The sequence below is a fragment of the Alteromonas sp. Cnat2-8 genome, from assembly GCF_022348355.1.
Lineage (GTDB): Bacteria > Pseudomonadota > Gammaproteobacteria > Enterobacterales > Alteromonadaceae > Alteromonas > Alteromonas macleodii.
The window spans coordinates 1-24,599 of sequence record NZ_JAKREX010000001.1 but is presented as its reverse complement, the minus strand read 5'-3'; the positions used below and the strand labels follow the sequence as shown (position 1 = coordinate 24,599).

Annotated in this window: 20 protein-coding genes and 2 tRNA genes; 8 read left to right on the top strand and 14 right to left on the bottom strand. The window is 44.8% G+C overall.

All coding sequences use genetic code 11. The features are described 5' to 3' along the window. Positions 1-190 precede the first annotated feature (190 nt). Entirely contained in the window at positions 191-901 is a 711-nt protein-coding gene (locus MHN00_RS00110) for an SDR family oxidoreductase (RefSeq protein WP_101563822.1), read from the bottom strand. 334 nt (positions 902-1,235) lie between these two features. Between MHN00_RS00110 and MHN00_RS00105 the strand changes: the two genes are divergently transcribed. Together MHN00_RS00105 and MHN00_RS00100 are read left to right on the top strand one after the other, a co-directional pair. Beyond that, complete coding sequence (locus MHN00_RS00105) at positions 1,236-1,448, top strand: cold-shock protein (RefSeq protein WP_014948776.1); 213 nt, start codon at positions 1,236-1,238, stop codon at positions 1,446-1,448. A gap of 168 nt (positions 1,449-1,616) precedes the next feature. Continuing rightward, on the top strand, positions 1,617-1,796 hold the full coding sequence (locus MHN00_RS00100; protein WP_039233139.1) for a hypothetical protein: 180 nt from the start codon (positions 1,617-1,619) through the stop codon (positions 1,794-1,796). A 180-nt stretch (positions 1,797-1,976) separates the two neighbouring features. Here the strand turns inward: MHN00_RS00100 and MHN00_RS00095 are convergent, their stop codons facing one another. The 10 genes from MHN00_RS00095 to MHN00_RS00050 all read right to left on the bottom strand — a co-directional run bounded on the left by MHN00_RS00095 (position 1,977) and on the right by MHN00_RS00050 (position 11,441). Beyond that, the gene (locus MHN00_RS00095) at positions 1,977-3,395 is read right to left on the bottom strand and encodes a M20/M25/M40 family metallo-hydrolase (protein WP_014948778.1); all 1,419 of its coding nucleotides are present in this window, start codon (positions 3,393-3,395) and stop codon (positions 1,977-1,979) included. 195 nt (positions 3,396-3,590) lie between these two features. Further along, complete coding sequence (nth, locus tag MHN00_RS00090) at positions 3,591-4,313, bottom strand: endonuclease III (RefSeq protein WP_014975990.1); 723 nt, start codon at positions 4,311-4,313, stop codon at positions 3,591-3,593. 34 nt (positions 4,314-4,347) lie between these two features. Continuing rightward, positions 4,348-5,040, bottom strand: coding sequence for an electron transport complex subunit E (locus MHN00_RS00085; RefSeq protein WP_039233136.1), 693 nt, complete (start codon positions 5,038-5,040; stop codon positions 4,348-4,350). Position 5,041: 1 nt separating this feature from the next. Further along, entirely contained in the window at positions 5,042-5,926 is an 885-nt protein-coding gene (locus tag MHN00_RS00080) for an RnfABCDGE type electron transport complex subunit G (RefSeq protein WP_239299781.1), read from the bottom strand. Continuing rightward, positions 5,926-7,008, bottom strand: a complete 1,083-nt coding sequence (gene rsxD, locus MHN00_RS00075; RefSeq protein WP_061485157.1) for an electron transport complex subunit RsxD — start codon at positions 7,006-7,008, stop codon at positions 5,926-5,928. The genes MHN00_RS00080 and rsxD overlap by 1 nt, the downstream gene beginning before the upstream one ends. Next, a complete protein-coding gene (gene rsxC, locus MHN00_RS00070) occupies positions 7,008-9,899 on the bottom strand; it encodes an electron transport complex subunit RsxC (protein ID WP_239245690.1) in 2,892 nt (963 codons plus the stop codon). Before rsxC ends, rsxD begins: the two co-directional genes overlap by 1 nt. A gap of 5 nt (positions 9,900-9,904) precedes the next feature. Further along, positions 9,905-10,486: an electron transport complex subunit RsxB gene (rsxB, locus tag MHN00_RS00065; RefSeq protein WP_039226568.1), complete on the bottom strand. Its 582-nt coding sequence runs from the start codon at positions 10,484-10,486 to the stop codon at positions 9,905-9,907. After that, the gene (gene rsxA, locus MHN00_RS00060) at positions 10,486-11,067 is read right to left on the bottom strand and encodes an electron transport complex subunit RsxA (protein WP_014975993.1); all 582 of its coding nucleotides are present in this window, start codon (positions 11,065-11,067) and stop codon (positions 10,486-10,488) included. The genes rsxB and rsxA overlap by 1 nt, the downstream gene beginning before the upstream one ends. Positions 11,068-11,260: 193 nt before the next feature. Further along, positions 11,261-11,337, bottom strand: a tRNA-Asn gene (locus MHN00_RS00055). A 27-nt stretch (positions 11,338-11,364) separates the two neighbouring features. Then, positions 11,365-11,441, bottom strand: a tRNA-Asn gene (locus MHN00_RS00050). A 1,082-nt stretch (positions 11,442-12,523) separates the two neighbouring features. Here MHN00_RS00050 and MHN00_RS00045 point away from each other — a divergent pair. The 3 genes from MHN00_RS00045 to MHN00_RS00035 all read left to right on the top strand — a co-directional run bounded on the left by MHN00_RS00045 (position 12,524) and on the right by MHN00_RS00035 (position 17,134). Next, on the top strand, positions 12,524-13,822 hold the full coding sequence (locus tag MHN00_RS00045; protein ID WP_275444139.1) for an MATE family efflux transporter: 1,299 nt from the start codon (positions 12,524-12,526) through the stop codon (positions 13,820-13,822). Positions 13,823-13,918: 96 nt separating this feature from the next. Beyond that, the gene (uvrB, locus tag MHN00_RS00040) at positions 13,919-15,934 is read left to right on the top strand and encodes an excinuclease ABC subunit UvrB (RefSeq protein ID WP_014948785.1); all 2,016 of its coding nucleotides are present in this window, start codon (positions 13,919-13,921) and stop codon (positions 15,932-15,934) included. Positions 15,935-16,207: 273 nt separating this feature from the next. Further along, complete coding sequence (locus MHN00_RS00035) at positions 16,208-17,134, top strand: LysR family transcriptional regulator (RefSeq protein ID WP_014948786.1); 927 nt, start codon at positions 16,208-16,210, stop codon at positions 17,132-17,134. A gap of 96 nt (positions 17,135-17,230) precedes the next feature. On the opposite strand, the gene queC is transcribed toward MHN00_RS00035, so the two are convergent. Further along, positions 17,231-17,887: a 7-cyano-7-deazaguanine synthase QueC gene (queC, locus tag MHN00_RS00030; protein ID WP_014975995.1), complete on the bottom strand. Its 657-nt coding sequence runs from the start codon at positions 17,885-17,887 to the stop codon at positions 17,231-17,233. 95 nt (positions 17,888-17,982) lie between these two features. On the opposite strand from queC, the gene queE reads away from it, so the two are divergent. Both queE and MHN00_RS00020 read left to right on the top strand, forming a co-directional pair. After that, positions 17,983-18,657: a 7-carboxy-7-deazaguanine synthase QueE gene (gene queE, locus MHN00_RS00025; protein WP_239299778.1), complete on the top strand. Its 675-nt coding sequence runs from the start codon at positions 17,983-17,985 to the stop codon at positions 18,655-18,657. A 76-nt stretch (positions 18,658-18,733) separates the two neighbouring features. Continuing rightward, the gene (locus MHN00_RS00020; RefSeq protein WP_014948789.1) at positions 18,734-19,630 is read left to right on the top strand and encodes an amino acid ABC transporter substrate-binding protein; all 897 of its coding nucleotides are present in this window, start codon (positions 18,734-18,736) and stop codon (positions 19,628-19,630) included. A gap of 67 nt (positions 19,631-19,697) precedes the next feature. On the opposite strand, the gene asnB is transcribed toward MHN00_RS00020, so the two are convergent. Together asnB and MHN00_RS00010 are read right to left on the bottom strand one after the other, a co-directional pair. Then, complete coding sequence (gene asnB, locus MHN00_RS00015; RefSeq protein WP_014948790.1) at positions 19,698-21,368, bottom strand: asparagine synthase B; 1,671 nt, start codon at positions 21,366-21,368, stop codon at positions 19,698-19,700. A 369-nt stretch (positions 21,369-21,737) separates the two neighbouring features. Beyond that, positions 21,738-23,405 (bottom strand): M28 family metallopeptidase, encoded by a 1,668-nt coding sequence (locus tag MHN00_RS00010; protein WP_239299776.1) that lies wholly within the window; start codon positions 23,403-23,405, stop codon positions 21,738-21,740. A gap of 70 nt (positions 23,406-23,475) precedes the next feature. Here MHN00_RS00010 and MHN00_RS00005 point away from each other — a divergent pair, with 70 nt between their 5' ends. Continuing rightward, on the top strand, positions 23,476-24,345 hold the full coding sequence (locus MHN00_RS00005) for a DUF3025 domain-containing protein (protein ID WP_239299774.1): 870 nt from the start codon (positions 23,476-23,478) through the stop codon (positions 24,343-24,345). Positions 24,346-24,599: the final 254 nt, after the last annotated feature.

The window sequence follows — 24,599 nt, the reverse complement described above, 5'->3', positions numbered from 1 at the left end:
TGTACACATAAATACGATGAGTACTTTATTTGAGTAAACGCAAACGACACGCTTTTATGTTAATTAGGAAATGTTAACGCTTTAAGACAATATTACAATTCTAGTTAAACGTACTATACCTGCGGTAACACGCCGCGATTACGAACATTTTAAGTCTCGCTGAGTGGGTAATTATCTATGCGGACTGGTATTAATAGCCCCATAGGCCGATATTATCAATTTTAAGACGGCGAGGTTGGCTCAATAGGTAAACCACCATGTTGCCTAAGTCTTCATTTTGAATCAGGCCATCGTCCACTTTCTCTGTTTCTGCTTTCTGCGACTGTATCAGTGCAGGGTTTAGGGAATGAACGTGAATACCGTAGGGGCGAACCTCTTCTTGCAACGCTTTTCCAAGCCCCACCATCGCAAATTTTGATGCACAGTAAACGCCTGCATTGGCATAGCCGTTCAATGCCGCCTGAGAAGCGATGTTGATAATGTAGCCTTCCTTGTTGTTAATCATGTGAGGTACGACCTCTTTGCACATGAGAAAAGTCCCTTTTACGTTAGTATCCATTACTTCGTCCCAATCTTCTTCACTGGTTTCCCAGATAAGGGTCTCCTTACCAAAGCCACTGTTATTAATTAGGACGTGTAGCTCGCCAAATGTATCTTTGACCTTTCTAACAAAACTGGCAACATCAGCGCTTTTCGATACATCACAAACTTGGCCAATGACATTACCTGGGAATAGGGCGTCGAACTGCTCTACAGTCTGCTTGACCGCAGTTTCAGTGCGCCCACAAATGGCTACGTTCATTCCTGCTTCTAGTAGAAAGCGAGCGAGAGTTTTACCTAGCCCTTTTCCGCCTCCAGTAACAATGGCTGTTTTACCTGCTAACGCATACGTGTCTGTCATAATTTAAACCTATAGCAAAAAAGCAAGGTTAACCTAGCTTTCAAGTGCCTTGAACAAACATACGTATTCAGCTTCGCCAAAAAAATTTGTAAAAAAGTTGTGTTTTGGTTAAAAAATAAACTGAAAACTAGTGGACATTGCTCGCGATTACCTGTACCTTTCGCATCGCTCTAGATATGTTATTTGCTTTACCTAATACTGCGCTGTACCTCTTTTTTAAATCCTTCAAATTGAAGTTTTATATAGATATACAACTGCTTTACTAGCTTGGAGATGTCTATAGCTATTCGGTGGTTTTCCACCATCACATCAATTTTTTTAAAAGGTTTTTATTATGTCTAATTCTGTAAACGGTACAGTTAAGTGGTTCAACGAAGAAAAAGGTTTTGGTTTCATCACTCCTGAAGCTGGCGGCAAAGACGTATTCGTACACTTCCGTTCAATTGCTTCTGACGGTTTCAAAACGTTGAAAGAAGGCCAAGAAGTTAGCTTCGAAGTTGAACAAGGCCAAAAAGGTCCTCAAGCCGCTAACGTAGTAGTTCGATAAGACCTCTATGCTTATCTAAGGTCATTTCTCTTTTCTGAAGTGACCTCAAAAAAGTGGGCTCTTTCTGAAACGCTATGTTCACGCTAGAGCCTAATTATCGTTTTTCGATTTCTTTACCCAACCTGCGAGGAATTCAAAACAAACAACATTAATAAAGAAGTATTTACTATGCAATTTCAAGATTCTATCTCTACCTTTAATAGCGCCATGTCAGGTGCGTTAATCTCAAATATCTCCATAAATAAAACAACCGTTGCTTTTAAACATGCGAATACGTATCGGCATGTAGAGCTGCCATCAAGGCAAGAGGCGAAGCGATTTGTTGCCCAGCTTATTCAAGCGCAATAAAGCCTGAGTATTTCGGACGAGGTATATTTACCAATCCACATAGATCATTGCCTACTCAGAAGGCGCTGGCAAGTTTGCTAGCGGAGCGTGGGAATGCAGAATGGGTATTAGCAGAGGCGAGGGTAAGCATTGGCCAGCACGAGATGCACTGACCAATGTTTGATGATTACTAACGTGTAACTACTGTTTAGCTTTTAAGTCAACGTCCGAATCGGCTAACAAGTATATACTTGCTGCGTAGGCTGCAATGTTTTGCGCAAGCTCATCGGGGTCAATTTTATCTAAGGTATCATCTGGCGTATGGTGAAGATCAAAGTAATCTCTACCGTTTTGATTTAACCTAATCGTTGGTACGCCTTTCGCTGCTAGCGGAATAATGTCAGGGCCGCCGCCAGCAATGTCTGAACCGCCACGCACTATACCTAGCGGTGATAAAATCTTCGCGATTTCATCGACTAGCACAGTCGCTTCGGGATTCACATTTGACACTACTTGCCAGATAGTTTGCGCACCAAAGTCAGACTCTGTGGCCAGAACGTGATTTTCAAGGTTCTTTTCGTGTTGTTTAGCGTAAGCAAAGGCACCTAATAAGCCCACTTCCTCAGCGCCAAACATGACCACACGAATGGTGCGTTTTGGGCGCTCTGGTAAAGAAGCAATCAACGCAGCCGCTGCCGTGGTAATAGCAACGCCTGCGCCGTCATCAACTGCACCCGTTCCTAAATCCCAGCTGTCTAGGTGGCCGCCAATAAGGATAATTTCTTCGGGCTTCTCACTGCCCACTAAATCCAGTATTACGTTGCCGCTGTTTACTTCGCCTTTCCATTTCGATTCAGAGTGAAGCGACAATGACAGCGGTTTACCTAAGTTATGTAAACGTCGTAAATGGTCTGCGTCTGGGTTTGAGATAGCGACTACGGGGATATCTGCCCAATTATCGCCGTCTGAGCTCATCATGCCTGAGTGAGGGAAACGATGAGAGTCTGAACCTACTGAGCGCACGACCAGCGCTTCAGCGCCGCCGCGTTGAGCATGTTGCCAACCAATACGGCGACGTTGGTTCGCTTGACCATAGCCTGCACCTGTTTGGCTTTTAACCATGGCGTCGCCGTCTACAAATGCAATTTTGCCTTTAAGGGCACCATCTTTAACTGCGGTTAGCGCGTGAATATCTCTGAAATAAACGATGTCTGCATTGATCTCGCTTTCAGAAGGCGCAGCGCCGCCAAGGGCTGTGCCGTAAAGCGGCTGGGCATAAGGCGCCGTGAGTGAAATGTGTAGGTGGCCTCTATCCCAAAATGGCATAGTGAATTCTTCTATGCTGACTTTATCAAAACCTAGGCGCTCTCCTACCACCACGCCCCAATCTCTAGCTCGCTTTTCTGCTTCAGAGCCGCCCAGGCGAGGGCCAATCTCAGTGGTTAGTGATTCAACAATGCTATAGCCTAAATCACTTTTCAGGGCTTTTTGAATTAGTGCTTCCGCATTTTTCTTTTGCTCGTCAGTAATGGGGGAAGTTTCTGCAAAAACACCAAAACTGCATGCACTTACTAATGCACCAAACGCCAGCCTTCTAGCGATAGTATTCAATCGAGACATGTGTTCTCCATGGATTTATTTTTATATTTCTTTTTTATTTGCGCGAGCAAAACTCTAACCCATCCATCATAGCCAATTTGGTTGTCCCTTTCGAGGCAAACCACAAGCGTAAGTCGTGTGTTAGTCGCAAAATTCCTCTTGAGAGAAAATAAATGGAGAATAAAAAAGGAGCCTAAGGCTCCTTTCTGAAAGTTTCTATTTACGCTTCTTCTTAAGCGCCAACTTTTGCTTTTTCTCTTGTTCTTTCAGTACTTCGTTAATAAAACTCTTTCTGCCGAACTCACGTGTGATAACACACTTGTTTAAGTCGAAACCGCGGGCAGGGCAGTATTCTCTGCCATATAGAATGATTTGCAGATGCAAATCGTTCCACCTTTCTTTTGGGAATAAGCGTTTTGCGTCACGCTCTGTCTGCTCAACACTCTTTCCGTTCGACAAACCCCAGCGATACATTAATCGGTGGATATGAGTATCTACGGGAAAAGCAGGAATGCCAAAGCCTTGAGACATAACCACAGCGGCAGTCTTGTGACCCACTGCGGGCATGGCTTCCAGCGCTTCAAAGTTTGCAGGCACTTCACCGTTGTGCTGCTTGATGATCATGTCAGACAAATGCCAAATGCCTTTGGACTTCATGGGAGATAAACCACAAGGACGGATAATGTCTTGAATTTCTTCAATACTCATCAATACCATGTCGTAAGGGTTATCTGCCCGAGCAAAGAGCTTTGGCGTAATTTGGTTAACGCGCTCGTCTGTACATTGCGCCGATAGGAGAACCGCAATGAGTAACGTATATGGGTCTTTATGATCTAAAAAGATAGGAATTTCCGGATAAAGGTCATCCAGTATTCGCATGATTTCTTTTACTTTTTCCTGCTTAGAAAGCGGCTTGGCCGGCTTAACTACATCATTCATTTCTAAATACTTTTTTGTTTTTGATTTTTAGCGTTTAGCTTTCAGCTGTAACGCGTACCCGTTCAGCCTTCACTGCAGGCGATGTTTGCTTAGCGGCTAACTTTGCATCAATACTGTTTTTGATAGCAATGAGAAGACCCATACCTAAAAAGGCACCAGGCGGCAGTATCGCAAGCAAAAACGGATTTTCAGTGTTGAAAAGCGTTATGGTCCAGTTCTCAGCAATTGAGCCAAACAGTCTGTCTGCACCAGCTAGCAATGTACCTGCACCCAATATCTCACGCATACCACCTAAAATGACCAGCACTGCGGTAAAACCCAGTCCCATCATGAATCCGTCGTAGGCAGAGGCGAGCGGCCCGTTTTTCGACGCAAAGGCTTCTGCGCGGCCTATGATGGCGCAGTTAGTTACAATCAGCGGAATGAAAATACCTAGCGCTAAGTAAAGGTCATAGGTGTATGCATTCATTAATAGCTGAACAATGGTTACGAACGCAGCAATGATCATAACAAAAACGGGAATGCGGATTTCGTTTCTTACCACATTACGAACGAGTGAAACGGTAACGTTACTGCCAATGAGTACCAACATGGTAGCAAGGCCTAACCCGAGACCATTGATAAACGTCGCGGTAACGGCCAATAGCGGGCACAAACCTAACAGTTGTACCAGCGCAGGATTGTTCTTCCAAAGCCCTTGTAAAGACAGGTCGCGAAAATCAGTCACGTTATAGCTCCTCTACACTATGAGGTTGAGCCTCATTCACGTTAATCGCATCAATTGTTTCAACGGAATCTGTAATTGCGCAGGTGTTTGGAGCGTTGAAAAGTGCAGATTGGTTGGCCTGTGCGTAAAGCAAGGCTTCGCGTACTGCTCTTACTACTGCTCTCGGCGTGATGGTAGCGCCAGTGAACTGATCGAACTCACCACCGTCCTTTTTGACCTGCCAAGGCGCCAAATTGTCGGGTGAAAAAGGCTTGTCACTGAACTCCGTTATCCAATTGCTAACGGCAAGCTCTATTTTATCGCCAAGCCCAGGGGTTTCTTTGTGTTCGATAACGCGCACGCCAAGCACCCTCATACTGATTCTATTAGTGTTGGGCGCAGAAATATCGGACGCATTCTCGTCTTGCTCAGATGACTTCTGAGGTGTTGAGTCAAGCTCGGCCAACTCCGAGAGCGCTAACGCGGTGATATTGAGATTTTCGCTCTCACAGTCGAGCGAGTCAGTACTCGAGCCGCCTTGTGTGTTTCCACCAACGTGTGCATCCACTTTTACACCAACAACGATATCGATATCTCCACTGTATCCGTCTGGAGCAGTGGCTTCTAATACTAATGCGCTAGGTTGGCCATTTAACGTCGCACGATATATTTTGTGGGCTTTTTTGTTGCCAAGTTCAGGTGCATTGACCTCTGTGCAGTTGGCGTAAAGGGCATTGTCGTGGAATTCGCTAGGCACGACTTCATTAAGTACGCTTAGCAGTTTTTGCTGCATTTGTTGCTCAATTTTATCTTGGGTGCCAAAAAATGTGAGTGCTATTAATGCTGTGGTAACAACGGCAAACGCACCTAACATAAGGCCGTTTTTGGCCAGGCTTTCTTTCATCATTAGTGTTTACCTCGACCTTTAACGTTTTTGCCGTACACGCGAGGACGGGTATAGTAATCAATCAAAGGCACCGCCATATTCATAATAATAACCGCAAACGCTACGGCATCAGGGTAACCACCAAAGGTACGGATTATTACCACCCAAAAGCCAATCGCTGCACCAAATATAATGCGGCCTCTTGGTGTTGTTGATGCTGAAACCGGGTCGGTGGCGATAAAGAAGGCGCCTACCATTACTGCACCGTTAAACAGGTGAAATAGCGGTGAAGCGTAGTAATCGGCGTTTGCTAAATGAAGCAGTGATGCACAAACAAAAACGCTTAGCAGCATACCTCCCGGGATATGCCAGCTGATAACGCGGGTCTTCCAAAGGTAGAGGCCACCAAGTAAATACGCAAGACTCACCATTCCCCACCCTGCTCCAGCAGCTTCGAATACCCCGCCATCGAAGATTGGCTTCGCCAATGACTCTGAGTATGTTACGCCTTGCGTTAGGTCGGTTTTCAATGTGTCTAACGGTGTAGCCATGGTTACACCATCGGCAATGGTTTTGAGTTGAGTGACATCGTATCCGCTAGTAGTAAAACCAGTAAATATAAGTGATACCGAATCAAAGAAACTTGGCGTAATGCCAGCGTGAGTCGCAGGAGGCAGCCATAGGCTCATAGCCGCAGGGAATGAAATAAGCAGCACCACATACGCTATCATGGCAGGGTTGAAAATATTAAAGCCAAGCCCGCCGTAAACCTGTTTAGCCACCGCAATAGCGAAGAAAACACCCGTTACCGTCATCCACCAAGGTAGGGTAGGAGGAATACTAATTGCGATGAGTAAGCCGGTTAATACTGCGCTGTAATCTGTTAATGTGCGCTCGATGGGGCGATTTCTTAAAAATAAAATCACGCCTTCAATGACCAGTGCACTCACTACTGCAATAATGGCTTGAATGAGCATTCCCCAGCCAAAAAAGAAGGATTGTGCAATCATGCCAGGGAGCATGGCATAAATAACCATACGCATGACTTGGCCAGTATCGCGTTTAACCCGTTGGTGTGGTGAACTCGATAAACTTAACTTCATTATGATTCTTTCTCTTGTTCAGCTGCTGCTTTTTTTGCTTTAGCCTTTGCTACTGCAGCTGCAATGCGCGCTTTCTTTTCATCTTGTGCTGTCGGTTGAGAAGGAGCTTGCGTGCTTGTTGCTTGACCTACACGGCTAGACGATTCGCTCTGCTCATGCGCTTTACTACTTTCCTGTTCAGCAGTATTTGATGAGGTCGCTAAATTGCCATTACTGTCTTGAGCAAGTTTCTTTGCTTTGGCCTTTGCCACTGCGGCAGCAATGCGCGCCTTTTTCTCGTCAGCTTCATTTGTCGAGGCAGCGTGGTTAGCATCAGTTTGCTCGCTTCCTTGATGTTCTTCCTGCTTAGCCGCTTTTTTGGCTTTCGCTTTCGCCACCGCAGCAGCAATGCGCGCTTTTTTTTCATCCGCTTCGCTCAAGTTGTTAGCAGGATCTGATGCGCTATCACTCTGAGCACTACTGTTTTGATCGCTGACGCTTTGAAAACTGGCTTCTTCTGGCGAGTTAACGTCTTGATTCTCAATACCAGCCTCGCCATCAGGGCTAGATGCTTGCGTTTTTTGCGAAGCGGCCTTTTTAGCTTTCGCTTTCGCTACCGCCGCTGCGATCCTAGCCTGCTTTTCATCTAGCGGTTCTTTGGAGTGACTGTCTGGTTGCTCATCTAATTGAGTTGGCGCACCTTGCTCTGAAACTGACTTATCAGGCTGCCCGTCTTCGCTATTTTTAGCAGCTTTTTGCGCTTTAGCTTTAGCGATTGCCGCGGCAATACGCGCTTTTTTCTGCGCTTCAGCGTTTAGCTCTGAATTAGCTTCAGTATCGGAAAGTTCGGTATGCTTTTCGCCTTGAGAGCCCGCAGTTTTTTCTGCTGAAGACGCCTCAGACTGGCTAGCTTGCGCGGCCTTTTTTGCTTTTGCTCTAGCGATAGCGGCAGCAACTTTAGCTTTTTTCTCATCTTCTGGTGATGATGACTGGGTACTTGGCTGTTCTGTGGTTGATGGTTCGACAGCGCTTTCATCTTGCGTTTCGTTTTGAGCTTGCGCGGCTTTTTTCGCTTTTGCTCTGGCGATTGCTGCAGCAACCTTTGCCTTTTTATCATCTTCTGGCGATGACGCTTGCTCAACTTGCTTATCCGCGCTTTCAAGTTGAGCTTCATTCTGGGCTTGTGCGGCTTTTTTCGCCTTAGCTCTGGCAATAGCTGCTGCTACCTGTGCTTTTTTATCGTCTGCCGCAGTGCTTGGTTCGTTGGTATTTGTTGTATTACTTTCATCCTTTGCGTTGGCCTGCATAGCCGCTTTCTTTGCTTTCGCACGCGCAAGCGCCGCCGCTACTTTGTCCTTGGCCTCAGTTGCGCCAGCATCAACAGCGCTATTCGCATCCTCGGCTACTGCATTTTCTTCTTTGGCTTTGTTGGCGGCTAATCGTGCTTCTTTTGCTTTTCTATGTTTTTCTTCGCGCTCAAGTTTTTCGCGCTCTAAACGTTCTTTACGTGCTTCAAAACGCTGTTTAGCTTTCTCGGCCTTGTTCTTTTCATCACGCTGAATGCGTATTTCGGATTTAGCCTGGCGGTAGTAATGCACCAGTGGGATTTCACTGGGGCAAACGTAAGCACATGCGCCGCACTCTATACAGTCGAAAAGGTCGTATTCTTCGGCTTTATCGTATTCTTTTGCTTTGGCGTGCCAAAACATTTGTTGGGGGAGCAACGACGCAGGGCATGCGTCGGCGCATGCGCTACAGCGAATACAGGGGCGCTCTGCATTGTCGTCTACCAGCTCTTTTTTTGCAGGAACCAGCAAACAGTTTGTGGTTTTAACCACGGGGATCGTAGCGTCTGATAAGGTAAAGCCCATCATAGGCCCGCCCATAATCACTTTAGGTACTTTCTGTTTTTTCGGGTTGTAGCTTGCTTCATCCAATAGATGAGAGACGGGCGTACCCAACAACGCTCTAAAATTGCTTGGTGATTCAACGGCTTCACCAGTTACGGTAACAACCCGTTCAATCAGCGGTTTGCCGTGTAAAATAGCATCTGCAATGGCATAGCAGGTACCAACGTTGAACATCATCACGCCTACGTCGGCAGGCAATCCATTTCTTGGAACTTCTCGGCCAGTCAGTACCTGAATCAGCTGTTTTTCGCCGCCGGCAGGGTATTTAGTCTCAACGCTAACAACGCGATAGTCTTTCTTATCCTGACAGGCAATATTAAGTGCTTCGAAAGCCTCGGGCTTGTTGTCTTCAACCGCAACTACAATGGCCTTCGGCCCAATAAGGTGAGTAAGAATGTCTAGACCCTGGCGTATTTGCCAGGCGTGCTCACGCATCAATCGGTCGTCAGAAGTAATGTAAGGCTCGCACTCAATCCCATTTAAAATAAGAAACTCAACAGGTTTAGACGTTGAGGTTTTTATATGGGTAGGGAAGCCGGCACCACCCATTCCTGAAATTCCCGCTTGGCAAATAGCTTCTATAAGCTTGTTCTTATCTATGTCGCTATAATTTGCTATTGGAGATAGGTCGCACCATGTGTCTTTACCGTCAGGACGTATCGAAATACACATTTCTGTTAGGCCGCTAGGATGCGCTACAACATGCGGAGCAATCGCAACAACCTCTCCCGAGGTTGGCGCATGAACTGGCACAGAAAAAGGCGATGAGCTTTGCGAAAGAATTTGGCCTTTCAATACGCTATCGCCAACTTCTACGCAACAGATACCGTCTGAGCCAATGTGCTGCCTTAAAGGAACAATCAATAATTCGGGTAACGACGGTTTCTTTATTACTGATGTATTAGATAGAGATTTCTTATCGTCGGGATGTACGCCACCTGGAAATGAGTACATCTTTCCCGCTTCAAGGGTTTCTATAATTGAATCAAAACTTGGATACATCACAATTACGACACCATTTTGATGGGGATATCACCTTTAGGCGATGATTCAAAATCCCACTTCCATGTAGAAGTTGTTTGAGCAATTGGCACCATGTCGATACAGTCGACAGGGCAGGGATCTACACATAGGTCGCACCCTGTACATTCATCAGTAATAACCGTGTGCATGTGTTTGGCGGCACCTAAAATGGCATCGACAGGGCAGGCCTGAATACATTTGGTACAGCCGATACATTCGTCTTCGCGTATAAACGCGACTTTTTTAACGTCTTCTTCGCCATGAGCTGCATCAAGGGGTTTAGGTTCAACTCCCATCAAGTCTGCGAGCTTTTTAATCGTTGCCTCGCCGCCAGGTGGGCACTTATTAATATCATCACCTTCAGCTATTGCCTCAGCATAAGGCTTGCAGCCCGGATATCCACATTGGCCACACTGAGTTTGTGGTAGTACGGCATCTATTTGCTCAACAAGCGGGTCGCCCTCAACTTTAAAGCGAATGCTCGCGTAGCCCAGAACCAAGCCAAAAATAAGCGCAAGGACGCCAATGGCAACAATGGCGAATATAATTGCGGTAGATATCGTCATTACACTTTCACCAGTCCACTAAAGCCCATAAATGCTAGGGACATGAGACCAGCGGTTATCATAGCGATTGAGGCACCTTTAAAAGATACAGGTACATCAGCAGCAGCTAAACGCTCACGCATGGCCGCAAATAACACCAGTACAAGAGAGAACCCCACAGCAGCGCCGAAACCATAAATAAGACTCTGCATGAAATTATGCTGTTCGGTAAGGTTTAATAGCGCTACACCAAGCACTGCACAGTTGGTTGTGATAAGAGGAAGGAATATACCTAACAATCTATATAAGGTAGGGCTGGTTTTGTGCACGACCATTTCTGTGAACTGCACCACCACCGCGATAACAAGAATAAAGGCAAGCGTTCTAAGGTAACCGATGCCCAGTGGAGCAAGTAGATAGGTTTCCACTAGGTAGCTCGATGCAGAGGCAAGGGTGAGAACAAATGTGGTGGCCATAGACATGCCCATGGCAGTTTCAAGTTTGCCAGACACACCCATAAACGGGCATAAGCCGAGAAACTTAACCAACACAAAATTGTTAACCAGTACTGTACCAATCAATAGCAGTAAAAATTCAGTCATGAATAACGCAATTCCTTCGAGGAATTTTGACGGACAATGCCCGCGGATTAAAAAGAAAAACAGATTAGGTCTATTATCCCTTTTTAGAACGGGTTTAACAACTTGATTGAATTAGGGTTATTTAATGTCTAAACGCGTTGTTTTAGGAATTAAAATAGAATGAAGTGGGTGAGGCGATTAAGAGCCAACTAAGTGGCTCCCCCTCCCCGACTCGAACGGGGGACCTGCGGATTAACAGTCCGTCGCTCTAACCAACTGAGCTAAGGGGGAATCGACACCTAAGTTGTTTGCTGAAGTTGGCTCCCCCTCCCCGACTCGAACGGGGGACCTGCGGATTAACAGTCCGTCGCTCTAACCAACTGAGCTAAGGGGGACCTGTGCTTCAACGGAGGCGAATATTAAAGACGTACTTAGGAACTGTCAACAACATAAATGAAATATTTGTGCTGACTGCGCAAAAAATAGCTTTTTACGGCTTTTATGTTCATTTTGTCGTCAATGCTGAGAAAATGATGGTTAATAACTGCACATTATTCCCTCATTGCTTATGAACAAGAGGTTGTTTTAGTAATTGATAGTTTTACCCATCTCGTTTTCTTATATATCTCACTAAAGTTAAAGGGTATAACTAAATAGAATAAAAAAGCGCTTCCATACTGGTATTATGTACAGGCTTTAATAAATCTGTAACCTGTACCTGAGGATTAAAAGGTTAGTCACCACTTACGTGCTGAGAAATTAATCGAGCACGAAATCCCGCCGAATATGGTCTGGCGTTAGTTATCCACTAAATCTGTGGATAACTATGTTGATAGCTTAGAATCGCTGTAGTTATTTACGAGATCGCGTACGTATTGATCTAATGAGGTTATGGCGTTATTGAGTGGATAATCTTTTTAATACAGGGGTTTAGGGTGTTTTTTTTGATCTTGTTTCTCGATCGGAATAGATCGGTTGAACAAAAAGTAGCTTGTGTGTTAATTCAACGAATGCCTAAATGCTATTCAATGAAATCCATCTTAATTCTCAATGCCTTACATTTTGTTAACATTTTTGTGTGTCTTTTAAACGCTCTATTTGGATAGCTAGATGCGCCCGAGACGTTTTGCCTGCATATTAAAAGTGAAACAGGATAGAAATTAAACTGTAATGAACACATACGCACGTGTTTTGATTTATTTTTACAAAAAACTCGTAGTTTTGTGGCGTAGCCAGCGAAATGGTTCATCGCACGTACTTTTGTCAAAAACATCGCTTTTCATACAACCCTCTTATGCTTTGTTTTGTTTGTCGAATACGCATAGCTAAATAGTGTTCACTCTTTTACACTAACGCGCAATTGATGAGGGGATTTTAGTTTGCCGGAGCTCAAGTGATAAAAAGTAACGCTAAACAACGTACTTCCGACTTATTGGAAGGAGATATAGGTACTACGTTAAAGCGTATGACCATTCCCATGATACTGGGAATGGTAATGATGATGAGCTTTGGACTTATCGATACCTTTTTTGTGAGCTTGTTGGGCACCGACCCTTTAGCCGCTATTAGTTTTACCTTTCCCGTTACTTTTACCGTAATAAGCCTAAACATAGGTTTAGGTATTGGTACCTCTGCAATTATAGGCAAGTTACAGGGCAGTAAAGAAATAACCAAGTCTCAACATTATGCGACGGGTTCATTAATGCTGTCCGTTTTGCTTGTGGGTGCATTAGCTGCAATTGGCTTTTTCACCATAGAGCCTGTGTTTAAGTTGCTTAATGCAACAGACAATCTAATGCCGTACATATCTGACTATATGGGGCTATGGTACTTGTCGAGCATCTTTCTTGCTATGCCGATGGTTGGTAATAGTGTGCTGCGAGCGTGTGGCGATACCCGCACACCCAGTATTGTTATGGCGGCAGGCGGCGGATTAAACGCGTTGCTTGATCCTATTTTCATTTTCGGACTTGGACCCATTCCGGCAATGGGAATAAAAGGTGCGGCACTCGCTACCTTTATAGCGTGGATAGTTGGTGCATTATGGATTCTTTATATTTTAGCCGTTCGTCGAAAGTTGATGTTGCCTCGACTGCTGACACTTGCCGAGTTGCGTGATAGCAGCCGTGAAATTCTCAAAATAGGACTACCTGCGGCGGGTGCAAATATGCTTACTCCCGTTGCCGGTGGCGTGATGACAGCTGTAGTTGCTGGTTACGGCGCCGAAGCGGTTGCAGCGTGGGGAGTGGGAAATAGAATGGAGTCTATTGCAAGTATTGTTGTGCTAGCACTTTCCATGACACTGCCTCCATTTATCAGTCAAAACGTTGGGGCAGGCCAAGTAGAACGGGTAAAAACGGCATATTCGCTTACATTGAAATTTGTTCTGTTTTGGCAGTTCGCCATTTTTCTTGTCATGTGGGGACTATCTAGCTGGATAGCCGTCGCCTTTGCTAATGAAGCAGAGGTAAGCGTACTAATACAGCTGTTTCTTATGATTGTACCGCTGGGTTATGGCATGCAAGGCATTATCATTCTGACTAACTCATCGTTGAATGCCATGCATCGCCCAATGACGGCATTAACGTTAAGTGTCATCCGCTTATTTGTTTTCTTCGTACCTATCAGCGTTGCGGGTAGTTTTCTATTTGAACTGAAAGGGTTATTTGCAGGAACGGTCATTGCCAATATTGCAATGGCGTGTGTTTCATTTGTTGTTTTCAAACGTGCGATTACTCAGTTTGAATTAGATAAAGAAACGTCTGAGCACAGCTAATACCAGAGCGGCTATTTAAGGCTGTGCGTTTTTAATGTTGAGTAGTTTGACCGCAAGCAAGATGTTAAGCAGTAAGCTAAAGAAAAGGTTAAGTAAATGAGTAGAGGGTTTGAGCTTCATTCTAAATACAAGCCAGCAGGCGACCAGCCAAAAGCAATAGAAGCTTTGGTGGATGGCCTAGAAAGTGGCTTGGCCGGCCAAACACTGCTTGGTGTTACGGGGTCGGGTAAAACCTTTACCATGGCTAATGTCATCAAAGAAGTGCAGAGACCAACGCTTATTCTTGCACACAACAAAACATTAGCGGCTCAGCTTTACGGTGAGATGAAAGAATTCTTCCCCAATAACGCTGTAGAGTACTTCGTTTCATATTATGATTATTATCAGCCAGAAGCCTACGTTCCAAGTACAGATACCTTTATTGAGAAAGACGCGTCAATCAATGATCATATTGAACAAATGCGACTGTCCGCCACTAAAGCGTTGATGGAGCGCAGAGACGTAGTCATTGTAGCGAGTGTGTCGGCTATTTATGGTTTGGGTGACCCTGAATCCTACATGAAGATGCTATTGCACCTTCGCCAGGGCGACACCATGGACCAACGTGACATTTTACGTCGCCTTGCAGAACTGCAGTACAAGCGTAACGATTTAGCGTTTGAAAGGGGTACGTTCCGTGTGCGTGGCGATGTTATAGATATTTTCCCTGCGGACTCTGAAAAGCAAGCCGTAAGGGTCGAGCTTTTTGACGATGAAATAGATAAAATTAGTCTGTTCGACCCGCTAACCGGGGCTGTCGACAAGTCAGTTATTCGAGCAACGGTTTTTCCTAAAACGCACTATGTAACCCCTCGAGAGAAAATCCTCAATGCTATTGAGCATATCAAGGAAGAACTTGGCGATCGCAAAAAGCAACTTCAAGAGGCGAATAAGCTGATTGAAGAGCAGCGTATTTCACAGCGCACCCAGTTCGATATCGAAATGATGATGGAGCTTGGCTATTGTTCTGGGATCGAGAATTACTCTCGCTATCTTTCAGGAAGAGCACCGGGCGAACCACCTCCAACCTTATTGGACTATTTTCCAGCAGATGGCCTAATGTTTATCGATGAGTCTCACGTAACTGTCTCTCAAGTAGGGGCAATGTATCGCGGGGATCGCTCTAGAAAAGAGACCTTGGTGGAATTTGGTTTCAGGCTGCCGTCGGCGTTGGACAATCGTCCGCTTAAGTTTGAAGAATTTGAACAGATTTGCCCCCAAACCATCTATGTTTCTGCGACGCCAGGCGATTATGAATTAAAGAAAACTGACGGTGAGATAGTAGAGCAGGTTGTGCGTCCAACGGGCCTGCTAGACCCTGTTATTGAAGTACGTCCTGTAGCCACTCAAGTTGATGATGTCCTGTCTGAAATACAAAAACGGGTAGAGCTTGACGAGCGTGTGCTTATTACTACCTTAACCAAGCGTATGGCTGAAGATTTAAGCGAGTATTTAAATGAGCACGGCGTTAAAGTTCGTTATCTGCATTCGGATATCGATACCGTAGAGCGAATTGAAATAATCCGAGACTTGCGACTGGGTAAATTCGACGTGTTGGTAGGTATTAACCTTTTACGTGAAGGTTTAGACATGCCGGAAGTGTCGCTGGTGGCGATTTTAGATGCCGATAAAGAAGGCTTTTTGCGAGCCGAGCGTTCATTAATTCAGACTATTGGTAGAGCCGCGCGTCACGTGAATGGTAAAGCTATTTTGTACGCTGACAGTATTACCAAGTCGATGAAAAAAGCGATGGACGAGACCGAGCGCCGTCGTGAGAAGCAAATGGCGCATAATGAGGCAAATGGTATAACGCCGATGCGACTTAACAAGCCTATTACCGATATTATGGACTTAGGCGACAGCGCGCACCCTGCGTCTGGAAAAGTCAGACTGCGCAAAGTTGAAGAGAAGAAGAAGCAACAGAAAACAGCAAGTGCTACTGAATTAATGGACCAAATCACGGAGCTTGAAAAGCAGATGTTTGAATATGCGCGCGAGCTTGAGTTTGAAAAAGCAGCATCATTGCGTGACGATATTGAAGCACTTCGAAAGCAAGTTGTTACACTCTCTTAAAAATGGCGATGTGCCCCGCTAGCAGAGGCTGTATGTGGGTTCTTTCCGTATAAAACCGGATAACTCACTACAGCACTTTTCCTTTTGATGTAAGAAAATCCCCCTTTTTTCCTGTGGACAATACGACTTGACGTCAGTTTTTGGGTAGCACAAAACTCAAATTTTTAATAAAAAATGAGATGAAAAGCCGCAAAATGTCGTTGTAATAGCACAATTAGTTGAATATAGTTCTAAGTTGAGTATCGATAACTATACCTATAAACAGGTGCTAATATGCTTAATCGTCTTCAGGAGTCAGATATAAAGCTACTGCGTGTGTTTTACGCTGTAGCGAGCTGCAACGGATTTACTGCGGCAGAACCCGTGTTGCGTATGCAACGACCCAACATCAGTGCAGCCATCAAAAAACTGGAAGAACGTTTAGATTTGGTGTTATGTCATCGCGGTCGTGGTGGCTTTCAAATGACAAAAGAGGGTGAGGTGGTTTTCCAAGAAACCAAACGCATCTTTAATGCCTTCGACAATTTTGTCTTCAATCTGAAATCGCTGCATGATGACTACTCAGGCCATATCACTTTGGTCTTAATGGCTGGCCTTCCACTTTCTATGCACTTAGCCGTAAGTAAAGCGGTTAAAAGTACAATGAAGAAATTTGACGATATTCACGTTAATATCCAAACTCGTTTATATAATGAAGTTGAGCATGTCGCTTTATCTGGTGAGTGCCACCTCGTTGTTTCAACCTATGACATGGTCAAACCGGAATCAGTAACTTTTCATCCTGTCGGCATTAAAACTGAAGGGCGATTGTACTGTGCGCCTACACATCCTCTGGCAAAGTATCGCGATACTGATTTACCAGAAGGCGTGAAAATTGGTGATTATCCTGCCATTGGTATTTCTGGATTGTCGTCGGCAAACTACATTGAAGATGAAACCAGATTATCGATTCAAACTTTTTCAGACTCATTTGATGCTGCGATGTCTGCGATTATGACCGGCGAATATGTTGGTTTGCTGCCAGACTATATGGCGAAAGAGCAGGGCGCTGCACTTGGGCTCGTACCTATTGCAAAAGGGAGCTTATTTAAATTTAGTCACGAACTGTTTGTAATGAATGGAAAAAATACGCGATTAAACCCAGTATTACGTCACTGTATTAAAGAATTGAGCTACTTCATTTCAGAGAGTCAAAAGTAGTAGCAGCAAGCACCTGCGATCACACCTCTTATTGTTTATAAATGCTTGGATTAAAGCGTTTATAAACAATAAGAGGTGTTTTTATTTCAGATTACGCTATTCGTATTCTAGAGGATCGACGGCGTTATTTTCCTTGAACGCCTCTAAGCGCTCTTCGCACGCACCGCATTTTCCGCATGCTTTTTCTCTGCCGTTGTAACAGGTCCACGTTTGGCCGTAATCCAGTCCCATTGACAGACCATCGGTCAAGATAGCGGTTTTGCTGTCGTCGATATAAGGCGTCATAATCGTAACCGGTGTATAATTCGCAATGCCGCACACATCATTCATTTTATGAACAAACTCAGGGCGGCAGTCTGGGTAAATGGCATGATCGCCAGAGTGAGCGCCATAGTATACTTCGTTAGCGTCTAAACTGACCGCGTAGCCAACGGCGAGCGATAACAAAATCATGTTGCGATTGGGCACCACGGTTTGTTTCATGCTTGGCTCTTCATAGTGGCCTTCTGGCACTTCGATATCTGAGGTTAACGCTGAACCCCCTATGAGTGTATTTATGGCGCTAATATCTACAATTTTGTGAGGAACGTTAAGCGAGTTACACACGTTGGCAGCATAATCGAGTTCTTTCTTGTGGCGTTGTCCGTAGTTAAAGCTCAGTGCATGAACTTTTTTGCCTGCTTTTAGCGCCTTATGCAGCACTGTGAAGGAGTCCATGCCTCCTGAATAGATAACAACAACGTTTTCTGACATAGTTTTTCGAAGATTTAAGAAATTATGCCCGAATTTTATGTGATCCTTGGTAAAATCCCAACATACAATCGTTAAAGGGTGTCAAATTGTCTGTAATGTCCACATTAAACATCAATGAGATGTTTGAAACTATCCAGGGTGAAGGTGCTCACACTGGTATTCCCTCTATCTTTGTTCGTTTACAAGGCTGTCCTGTGGGCTGTCCATGGTGTGATACAAAACATACGTGGGAAATTAAGCCTGACTTGAGTGTGTCGCCACAAGCTGTGATCACAAAAGGCGAAGAGTCTGAAACCTATTTCATCTCCAGTGAGGAGGCTTTGCTGGCTCAGTTTGGGAAACAAGGCTATGTGGCAAAGCATGTGGTTATTACCGGCGGTGAGCCATGTATGTACGACCTACGTCCTCTGACGAGCCTACTTCACGACAACGGATACACAACACAAATAGAGACCAGCGGTACTTTTGAGGTACTTTGTGACACGCGTACGTATGTGACGGTTTCTCCTAAAATAAACATGAAAGGCGGATATGACGTCTTAGTTAGTGCCCTTGAAAGAGCGAATGAAATCAAGCACCCCATCGCAATGCAAAAGCATATTGACGAGCTTGATGCGCTGCTTGCTAATGTATCGTCATTAGACGGAAAACAGGTTTGTTTACAACCAATTAGCCAGCAAAAGAGAGCCACAGAACTTGCAGTGCGTACTTGTATTGAACGTAACTGGCGGCTATCTTTACAAACACATAAATACATTGGTATTGAATAAGTGTTTGAAATGCGCCGCCTTTGTGGCAAACACGTCTTGCGCTTAAGTAATCAAATTAACAAAGGACATGAAGAAGATGCATAGCTTTAATCTGCTAAAAAAAGCCGTGATAGCGGCCGTCGCTTTATGTTCTTTTACTGCTGCATCAATGGTTGAGGCCGCTACTTGGACAATTACTTATCCGCGTCCGATTGACGACTCAGATGCCCGTGCTCAATATCCGATAGCACTGCTTAAACTTGCGCTCGATAAAACCGGCGTAAATTATGAGCTACGCCCTTCTGATCGTATATTGCTGACGGGCAAAGCGATGCGTCAGCTGCGTGAAAACAGAGAAGTTAACGTAGTATGGAGTATGACGGACAGCCAGCGCGAGAAGGAACTGACCCCCATTCGTATTCCAATCGCAAAAGGGCTTATAGGTCTTCGTGTTTTCGTTATTAACGAAAATAAAAAGACGAAGTTCGACGATGTATTATCGCTGACCGACATGCGTAAACTTATACCCATTCAGGGTGAAGAATGGCCGGACACCAAAATTCTTCAAGCCAACGGGTTTAACGTGTTTACTGTGCCTGAGTTTCGCGAAGCGTATGACATGATTAAACAAGGTAAAGGGGACTTTTTTCCTCGTTCTGTTATGGAAGTGGACGCAGAGCTGGAGGTGGAAGGTCGTCGTAACAACCTTTACCTTGAGCCTTCAATGGCGCTGTATTACCCCACCGCTATGTATTACTTTGTAAGTTCAAGTAACAAGACGTTAGCGAATCTCATTGAAACAGGCCTTAACAGAGCCATTGAAGATGGCTCTTTTGATGCGTTATTTGAATCTACGTACGCCCCAATCTTAGCGTCTTTAGGGGTTAATGAGCGTAAAATTTTCACTCTCGAAAACCCGTTATTACCCATTGAGACCCCTCTTACTAATTCTGCTTTATGGTATAAACCAAAAACAGAAGATTCAAAAGAATAAATAGACAATAAAAAACGCGGCTTAGGCCGCGTTTTTTTAATGTTAGCTCTGCTTGTACGATTGTCTATTAAGACTCGCCAGCGTGGACGCCTTTCATCGAACGGCCAGAAGGATCTGCGTTGTTTTTAAAGCTCTCATCCCACTCAAGTGCTTCTGCTGTACTACACGCAATAGATTTACCGCCTGGCACACAGCGCGCCGCACTTTCCTGAGGAAAGTAGCTCTCGAAAATAGTGCGGTAGTAGTAGCCTTCTTTGGTGTCTGGTGTGTTAACTGGGAAGCGGAATTCCGCTGTTGCAAGTTGCTGATCAGTCACTTCGTTTTCAACGAAATCGCGAATTGAATCAATCCACGAATAACCTACACCATCACCAAACTGCTCTTTTTGACGCCAAAGTACTTCTGCTGGAAGGGTTTCGCCGTTATCAAACGCTTTACGAAGGATCCACTTCTCCATTTTTCCATCTAGACACATTTTGTCTTGTGGGTTTAAACGCATAGCTACGTCAATGAAGTTCTTATCTAAGAATGGTACACGAGCTTCTACACCCCATGCTGATGTGGCTTTGTTAGCACGCGCACAGTCAAACATATGTAGACGATCAAGTTTACGTACCGTTTCTTCGTGGAATTCTTTGGCGTTTGGCGCTTTATGGAAATATAGGTAACCACCAAAAATTTCGTCAGAACCTTCACCCGATAGCACCATTTTAATGCCCATCGCTTTAATCTTGCGTGTCATTAAGTACATTGGAGTAGCGGCGCGGATCGTTGTTGTATCGTAGGTTTCCAAGTGATAGATAACATCGCGGATGGCATCTAAACCTTCTTGAATGGTAAAGTGAATTTCATGGTGTACGGTGCCAATCATGTCGGCCACTTTCTTCGCTGCCTTAAGGTCAGGTGCTCCTTCAAGACCTACAGCAAAACTGTGCAGGCGAGGCCACCATGCATCTGTCTTGTCTTCGTCTTCAACGCGCTTTGCAACGTACTGCGCAGCGACAGCTGAAACCAGTGAAGAGTCTAAACCGCCCGATAGAAGTACAGCGTAGGGAACGTCAGACATCATGTGTGACTTCACAGCTTTCTCGAATGCTACACGTAGCTCTTCTAGGTTGCTGGTGTTGTCTTTTACGTTGTCGTATTCCATCCAGTCGCGTTTGTAGTACTTGGTGATTTTACCTTCTTTGCTCCACAGGTAGTGGCCAGGAGGGAACTCACTGATTGTCTTACATACGCCTGCTAACGCTTTCATTTCAGATGAAACATAGAAGTTACCGTGTTCATCGTAACCGGTATAAAGCGGAATAATACCAATATGGTCGCGGGCAATAAGGTAAGCGTCTTGTTCTTCATCGTATAGAATGAACGCAAACATACCCTCTAGTTCATCGATAAAGTCGATGCCTTTTTGCTGAAAAAGCGGAAGAATAACTTCGCAATCAGAACGGGTTTTAAATGGGTACGGCTCATCTAGATTAGCAGCAAGTTGCTTGTGGTTGTAAATCTCGCCGTTAACGGCAAGAATTTGTTTATCGTTTTGGCTGATAAGAGGCTGCGCCCCTGTATCAACGTCGACAATCGCCAATCTTTCGTGACAAAGAATGGTATTGTCATTATTCCAGATACCCGACCAGTCAGGGCCACGGTGGCGCAAAAGTTTTGATAAATCGAGGGCTTGGGTTCTGAGTTCAGACACATCGGTTTTGATATCAAGGATACCGAAAATACCACACATATAACGGATTCTCTCTGTTCACTTGTTGAAAAAAATAATAGAAGTTTTTTCTGTCGGTACTCGCGTACGAGTGGGCGATGATTTGTTGTTATTCTTATTCGCGTGCCCCTGAATGTGCCAGTCTGACAGGAAATTGCAAGTACATTATGATGAGAAAATGGAAATTCTTATTCCATTTATCCCAAAATAGCCGTTTATTAACATTTTTATCCTAATTCCATGCAAAGGTAAGCTTATGAATGCGGTAAGCAGTGCTTAATATAGAGGGAAGTAAATTAATGCGGGTCAATAAAAAAGGGTTTCACGAAGAAACCCTTTATTAACGATAAAGAAGACGCGGCCTTCTTTGCGTTTTTACGTCAAGGTGATTTAGTTTTGGCGCTGGAACTCGCTTGCTTCATTCCACTTCGGCCAAGCCTCTGCATTTGCAACACCTACACCCACATCAAACAGCATTTGCGTGTCTTGTACGATACCGCTTAAATCCCAATCCTCACGATACTGATCGCACACTTGGTGATAGCAGCCAGTAACAATAACATTCATACGTTTTCTGTATTTGGCTGTCTCTTCATCTGCTGGTTCATTTCCGCCTTCAGCGTACAGTGCTGGAACACCTTGCTTGGCAAAGCTGAAGTGATCTGAGCGGTAGTAGTACCCAGCTTCTGGTCTGTCTTCCTGAGTCAGTGTACGGCCTTGCTTAGCCGCAGCGGCTTCAAGATAGTCTTCCATTTCTGACTTACCCATGCCTACAACGGCAACGTTTTTGGTTTTACCTAATACGTTCATTGCGTCCATGTTAATATTAGCAACCGTATTTTCAATCGGAATAACAGGATTGCTTGCATAATATTTACTGCCTAACAGCCCTTGCTCTTCAGCAGTTACTACTAAAAATGATACCGAGCGTTTTGGTGCAGGCGTCAACTCTGAGTATGCTTTGGCCATGGCTAGAATAGCCGCAGTGCCCGTCGCATTATCATGAGCGCCATTATAGATTTGGTCGCCTTCTTTGCTCTCATCTTTACCTAAATGATCCCAATGTGCCGTGTAGATAACATGCTCATCAGGAAACTCTGCGCCCGGCAGAGTCGCGATAACGTTGTTGCTCTCTGACTTTTTGAAGGTGTTGTTAACCGTAACCGATGCGTTGATATCCATCGCTTTGCTGTAAGGACCTTGCATGGCGTTTGCTTTCTCTTGGTCAAAGTCGAGCCCTGCATCAGCAAACACTTTTTTCGCTGCATCTAACGTTAACCAACCTTCAACAGCCACACGACTTGCTCCTTTGTCGGCGCTTACAAGGCCGTACTGCGGACCACTCCAACTGTTAGCAACAACTGACCAGCCGTAAGAGGCAGGGGCAGTTTCGTGAACAATAATGGCGCCAGCAGCGCCCTGACGGCTCGCTTCTTCATATTTGTAACTCCAACGACCGTAGTAGGTCATCGTTGTGCCTTGAAACTTACCACTTTCTGGATTTTCAAATCCCGGGTCATTAATTAGCATGACGACTGTTTTGCCTTCAACATCTAACCCTTCGTAGTCGTTCCAGTCGTACTCTGGTGCATTCACACCATAGCCAACGAAGACTAATTCTGAATCTTCGAGCGACACTGAGCTCTGTTCACGCTTGGAAGAGGCAACCATTTGCTCTTTATATGCGAAGTTGTTGTCGCCAATAGTCATGGTCATATCTGGGTCAGCCGTAATTTCCATAAGGGCTACTTTTTGTAAAAAGCTATCGCCATTACCCGGTTTAAGCCCCCCTTTGGTAAATTCATTAACCAAGTATTCAATGGTTTTCTTTTCGCCTTCAGTCGTCGGTAAACGGCCCTCAAACTCATCTGAAGACAGTACCTTTAATGGCTCGCGAATATCGGCGTCTGAAATATTGTTGTAAACACTGTCAAAGTTAGACGCCACAGGCATCTCTTTTTTCGCAGACTGATCTTGTGACGCGCTGTCGTTGTTAGGTGTGCAAGCACTTACGCCCAGAAGGGTAGGTACAAGCAATGGCAAAAACATTTTTTTCATTGTTAGTCTCTGTTTGCTCTACAATACTTGCTCAGTATAGAGAAAACCCCAGAGCGAACCAATAGTTGATATGCAATCAGACTCAATCCCTTTCTGTAAAGACTACTTAAAAAAACACGCAAGTTATCCTGTAACCATTCTTTTAGATGAACTCGGTTTAATGAGTCATAGTAAGTTTCCATCTCCTGATGTGCTTAATGAACTTACATCTAGATATCACAAGCAATGGACGGGGCCTGTATTTAAAGGACAGAGCCAGTTTTCAGAAGATGAACAGCGTTACTATGAAACGATTATTAGTGAAGATGGGGTTGTCCCTACCAGAGAGCAAAGCTGGCACGATTTGTTTAATGCACTAATCTGGCTGCAATTTCCCAAAACAAAATCCTTATTAAATGAACTGCATATAAGCGATATCGAGGCGTACGGCGTAAACCCTCGCACCGCACGTCGCAATCGGATTACCCACTTTGATGAGTGTGGCGTGGTGCTGGCGATAGAAGAGCCCAGACCAAATGCCGTTGAATCCCTAGAAGGTTTCCTACAGCAACTGGCCACCCATGAATGGGAGCAGGTATTTCTTGTAAATCGAGGGCGTTGGCATGCTGAAGTAACGCCCTATGTATTTGGGCATGCGAATTTAGAGATGATGCTGAACCCGTTTATTGGGCTCACTGGGAAGTGGCTCGCGGTTTCAGTACCTCAAAGATTTAGTGAGCTCGATCAATGGCAACAACGCGCCGTACTTGACGATGCAATGTCAGCCCGAATTTCAGCACTCGATGCTTTTCAGATTACACCGCTCTTAAAGCCCCTTCCTTTGTTAGGCGTGCCTTTATGGCATTCACCGCAGGATGCGAAGTTTTATCAAAATAAAGATTATTTCAGGCCGTTACGACAAGGGGCTAAGCCAACTAAACAGCTGCCGCTGTGGGTGTAATACCAATCCGCATAGATCATTGCCCACTCAGAAGGCGCTGGCAAGTTTCCTAGCAAAGCGTGGGAATGCAGGAATGGCCGTTCCCTTTCAAATTTCCAGAATGAAGCTAGGAAGCTTGCCAGACCTTCCCGAAGGGCGAGTTTAAAATGTCCGTACTCTTTGTTGTGTCACCTTGATGTAGAACCACTATACCTGCGGTAACACGCCGCGATTACGAACATTTTAACTCTCGCTGAGTGGGTAATGATCTATGC

Bases quoted from the DNA above. Each gene is read 5' to 3' on its own strand.
- MHN00_RS00110 (WP_101563822.1), bottom strand. From the start codon at position 901: ATGACAGACACGTATGCGTTAGCAGGTAAAACAGCCATTGTTACTGGA.
- MHN00_RS00105 (WP_014948776.1), top strand. From the start codon at position 1,236: ATGTCTAATTCTGTAAACGGTACAGTTAAGTGGTTCAACGAAGAAAAA.
- MHN00_RS00100 (WP_039233139.1), top strand. From the start codon at position 1,617: ATGCAATTTCAAGATTCTATCTCTACCTTTAATAGCGCCATGTCAGGT.
- MHN00_RS00095 (WP_014948778.1), bottom strand. From the start codon at position 3,395: ATGTCTCGATTGAATACTATCGCTAGAAGGCTGGCGTTTGGTGCATTA.
- nth (WP_014975990.1), bottom strand. From the start codon at position 4,313: ATGAATGATGTAGTTAAGCCGGCCAAGCCGCTTTCTAAGCAGGAAAAA.
- MHN00_RS00080 (WP_239299781.1), bottom strand. From the start codon at position 5,926: ATGATGAAAGAAAGCCTGGCCAAAAACGGCCTTATGTTAGGTGCGTTT.
- rsxD (WP_061485157.1), bottom strand. From the start codon at position 7,008: ATGAAGTTAAGTTTATCGAGTTCACCACACCAACGGGTTAAACGCGAT.
- rsxC (WP_239245690.1), bottom strand. From the start codon at position 9,899: ATGTATCCAAGTTTTGATTCAATTATAGAAACCCTTGAAGCGGGAAAG.
- rsxB (WP_039226568.1), bottom strand. From the start codon at position 10,486: ATGACGATATCTACCGCAATTATATTCGCCATTGTTGCCATTGGCGTC.
- rsxA (WP_014975993.1), bottom strand. From the start codon at position 11,067: ATGACTGAATTTTTACTGCTATTGATTGGTACAGTACTGGTTAACAAT.
- MHN00_RS00045 (WP_275444139.1), top strand. From the start codon at position 12,524: ATGATACTGGGAATGGTAATGATGATGAGCTTTGGACTTATCGATACC.
- uvrB (WP_014948785.1), top strand. From the start codon at position 13,919: ATGAGTAGAGGGTTTGAGCTTCATTCTAAATACAAGCCAGCAGGCGAC.
- MHN00_RS00035 (WP_014948786.1), top strand. From the start codon at position 16,208: ATGCTTAATCGTCTTCAGGAGTCAGATATAAAGCTACTGCGTGTGTTT.
- queC (WP_014975995.1), bottom strand. From the start codon at position 17,887: ATGTCAGAAAACGTTGTTGTTATCTATTCAGGAGGCATGGACTCCTTC.
- queE (WP_239299778.1), top strand. From the start codon at position 17,983: ATGTCCACATTAAACATCAATGAGATGTTTGAAACTATCCAGGGTGAA.
- MHN00_RS00020 (WP_014948789.1), top strand. From the start codon at position 18,734: ATGCATAGCTTTAATCTGCTAAAAAAAGCCGTGATAGCGGCCGTCGCT.
- asnB (WP_014948790.1), bottom strand. From the start codon at position 21,368: ATGTGTGGTATTTTCGGTATCCTTGATATCAAAACCGATGTGTCTGAA.
- MHN00_RS00010 (WP_239299776.1), bottom strand. From the start codon at position 23,405: ATGAAAAAAATGTTTTTGCCATTGCTTGTACCTACCCTTCTGGGCGTA.
- MHN00_RS00005 (WP_239299774.1), top strand. From the start codon at position 23,476: ATGCAATCAGACTCAATCCCTTTCTGTAAAGACTACTTAAAAAAACAC.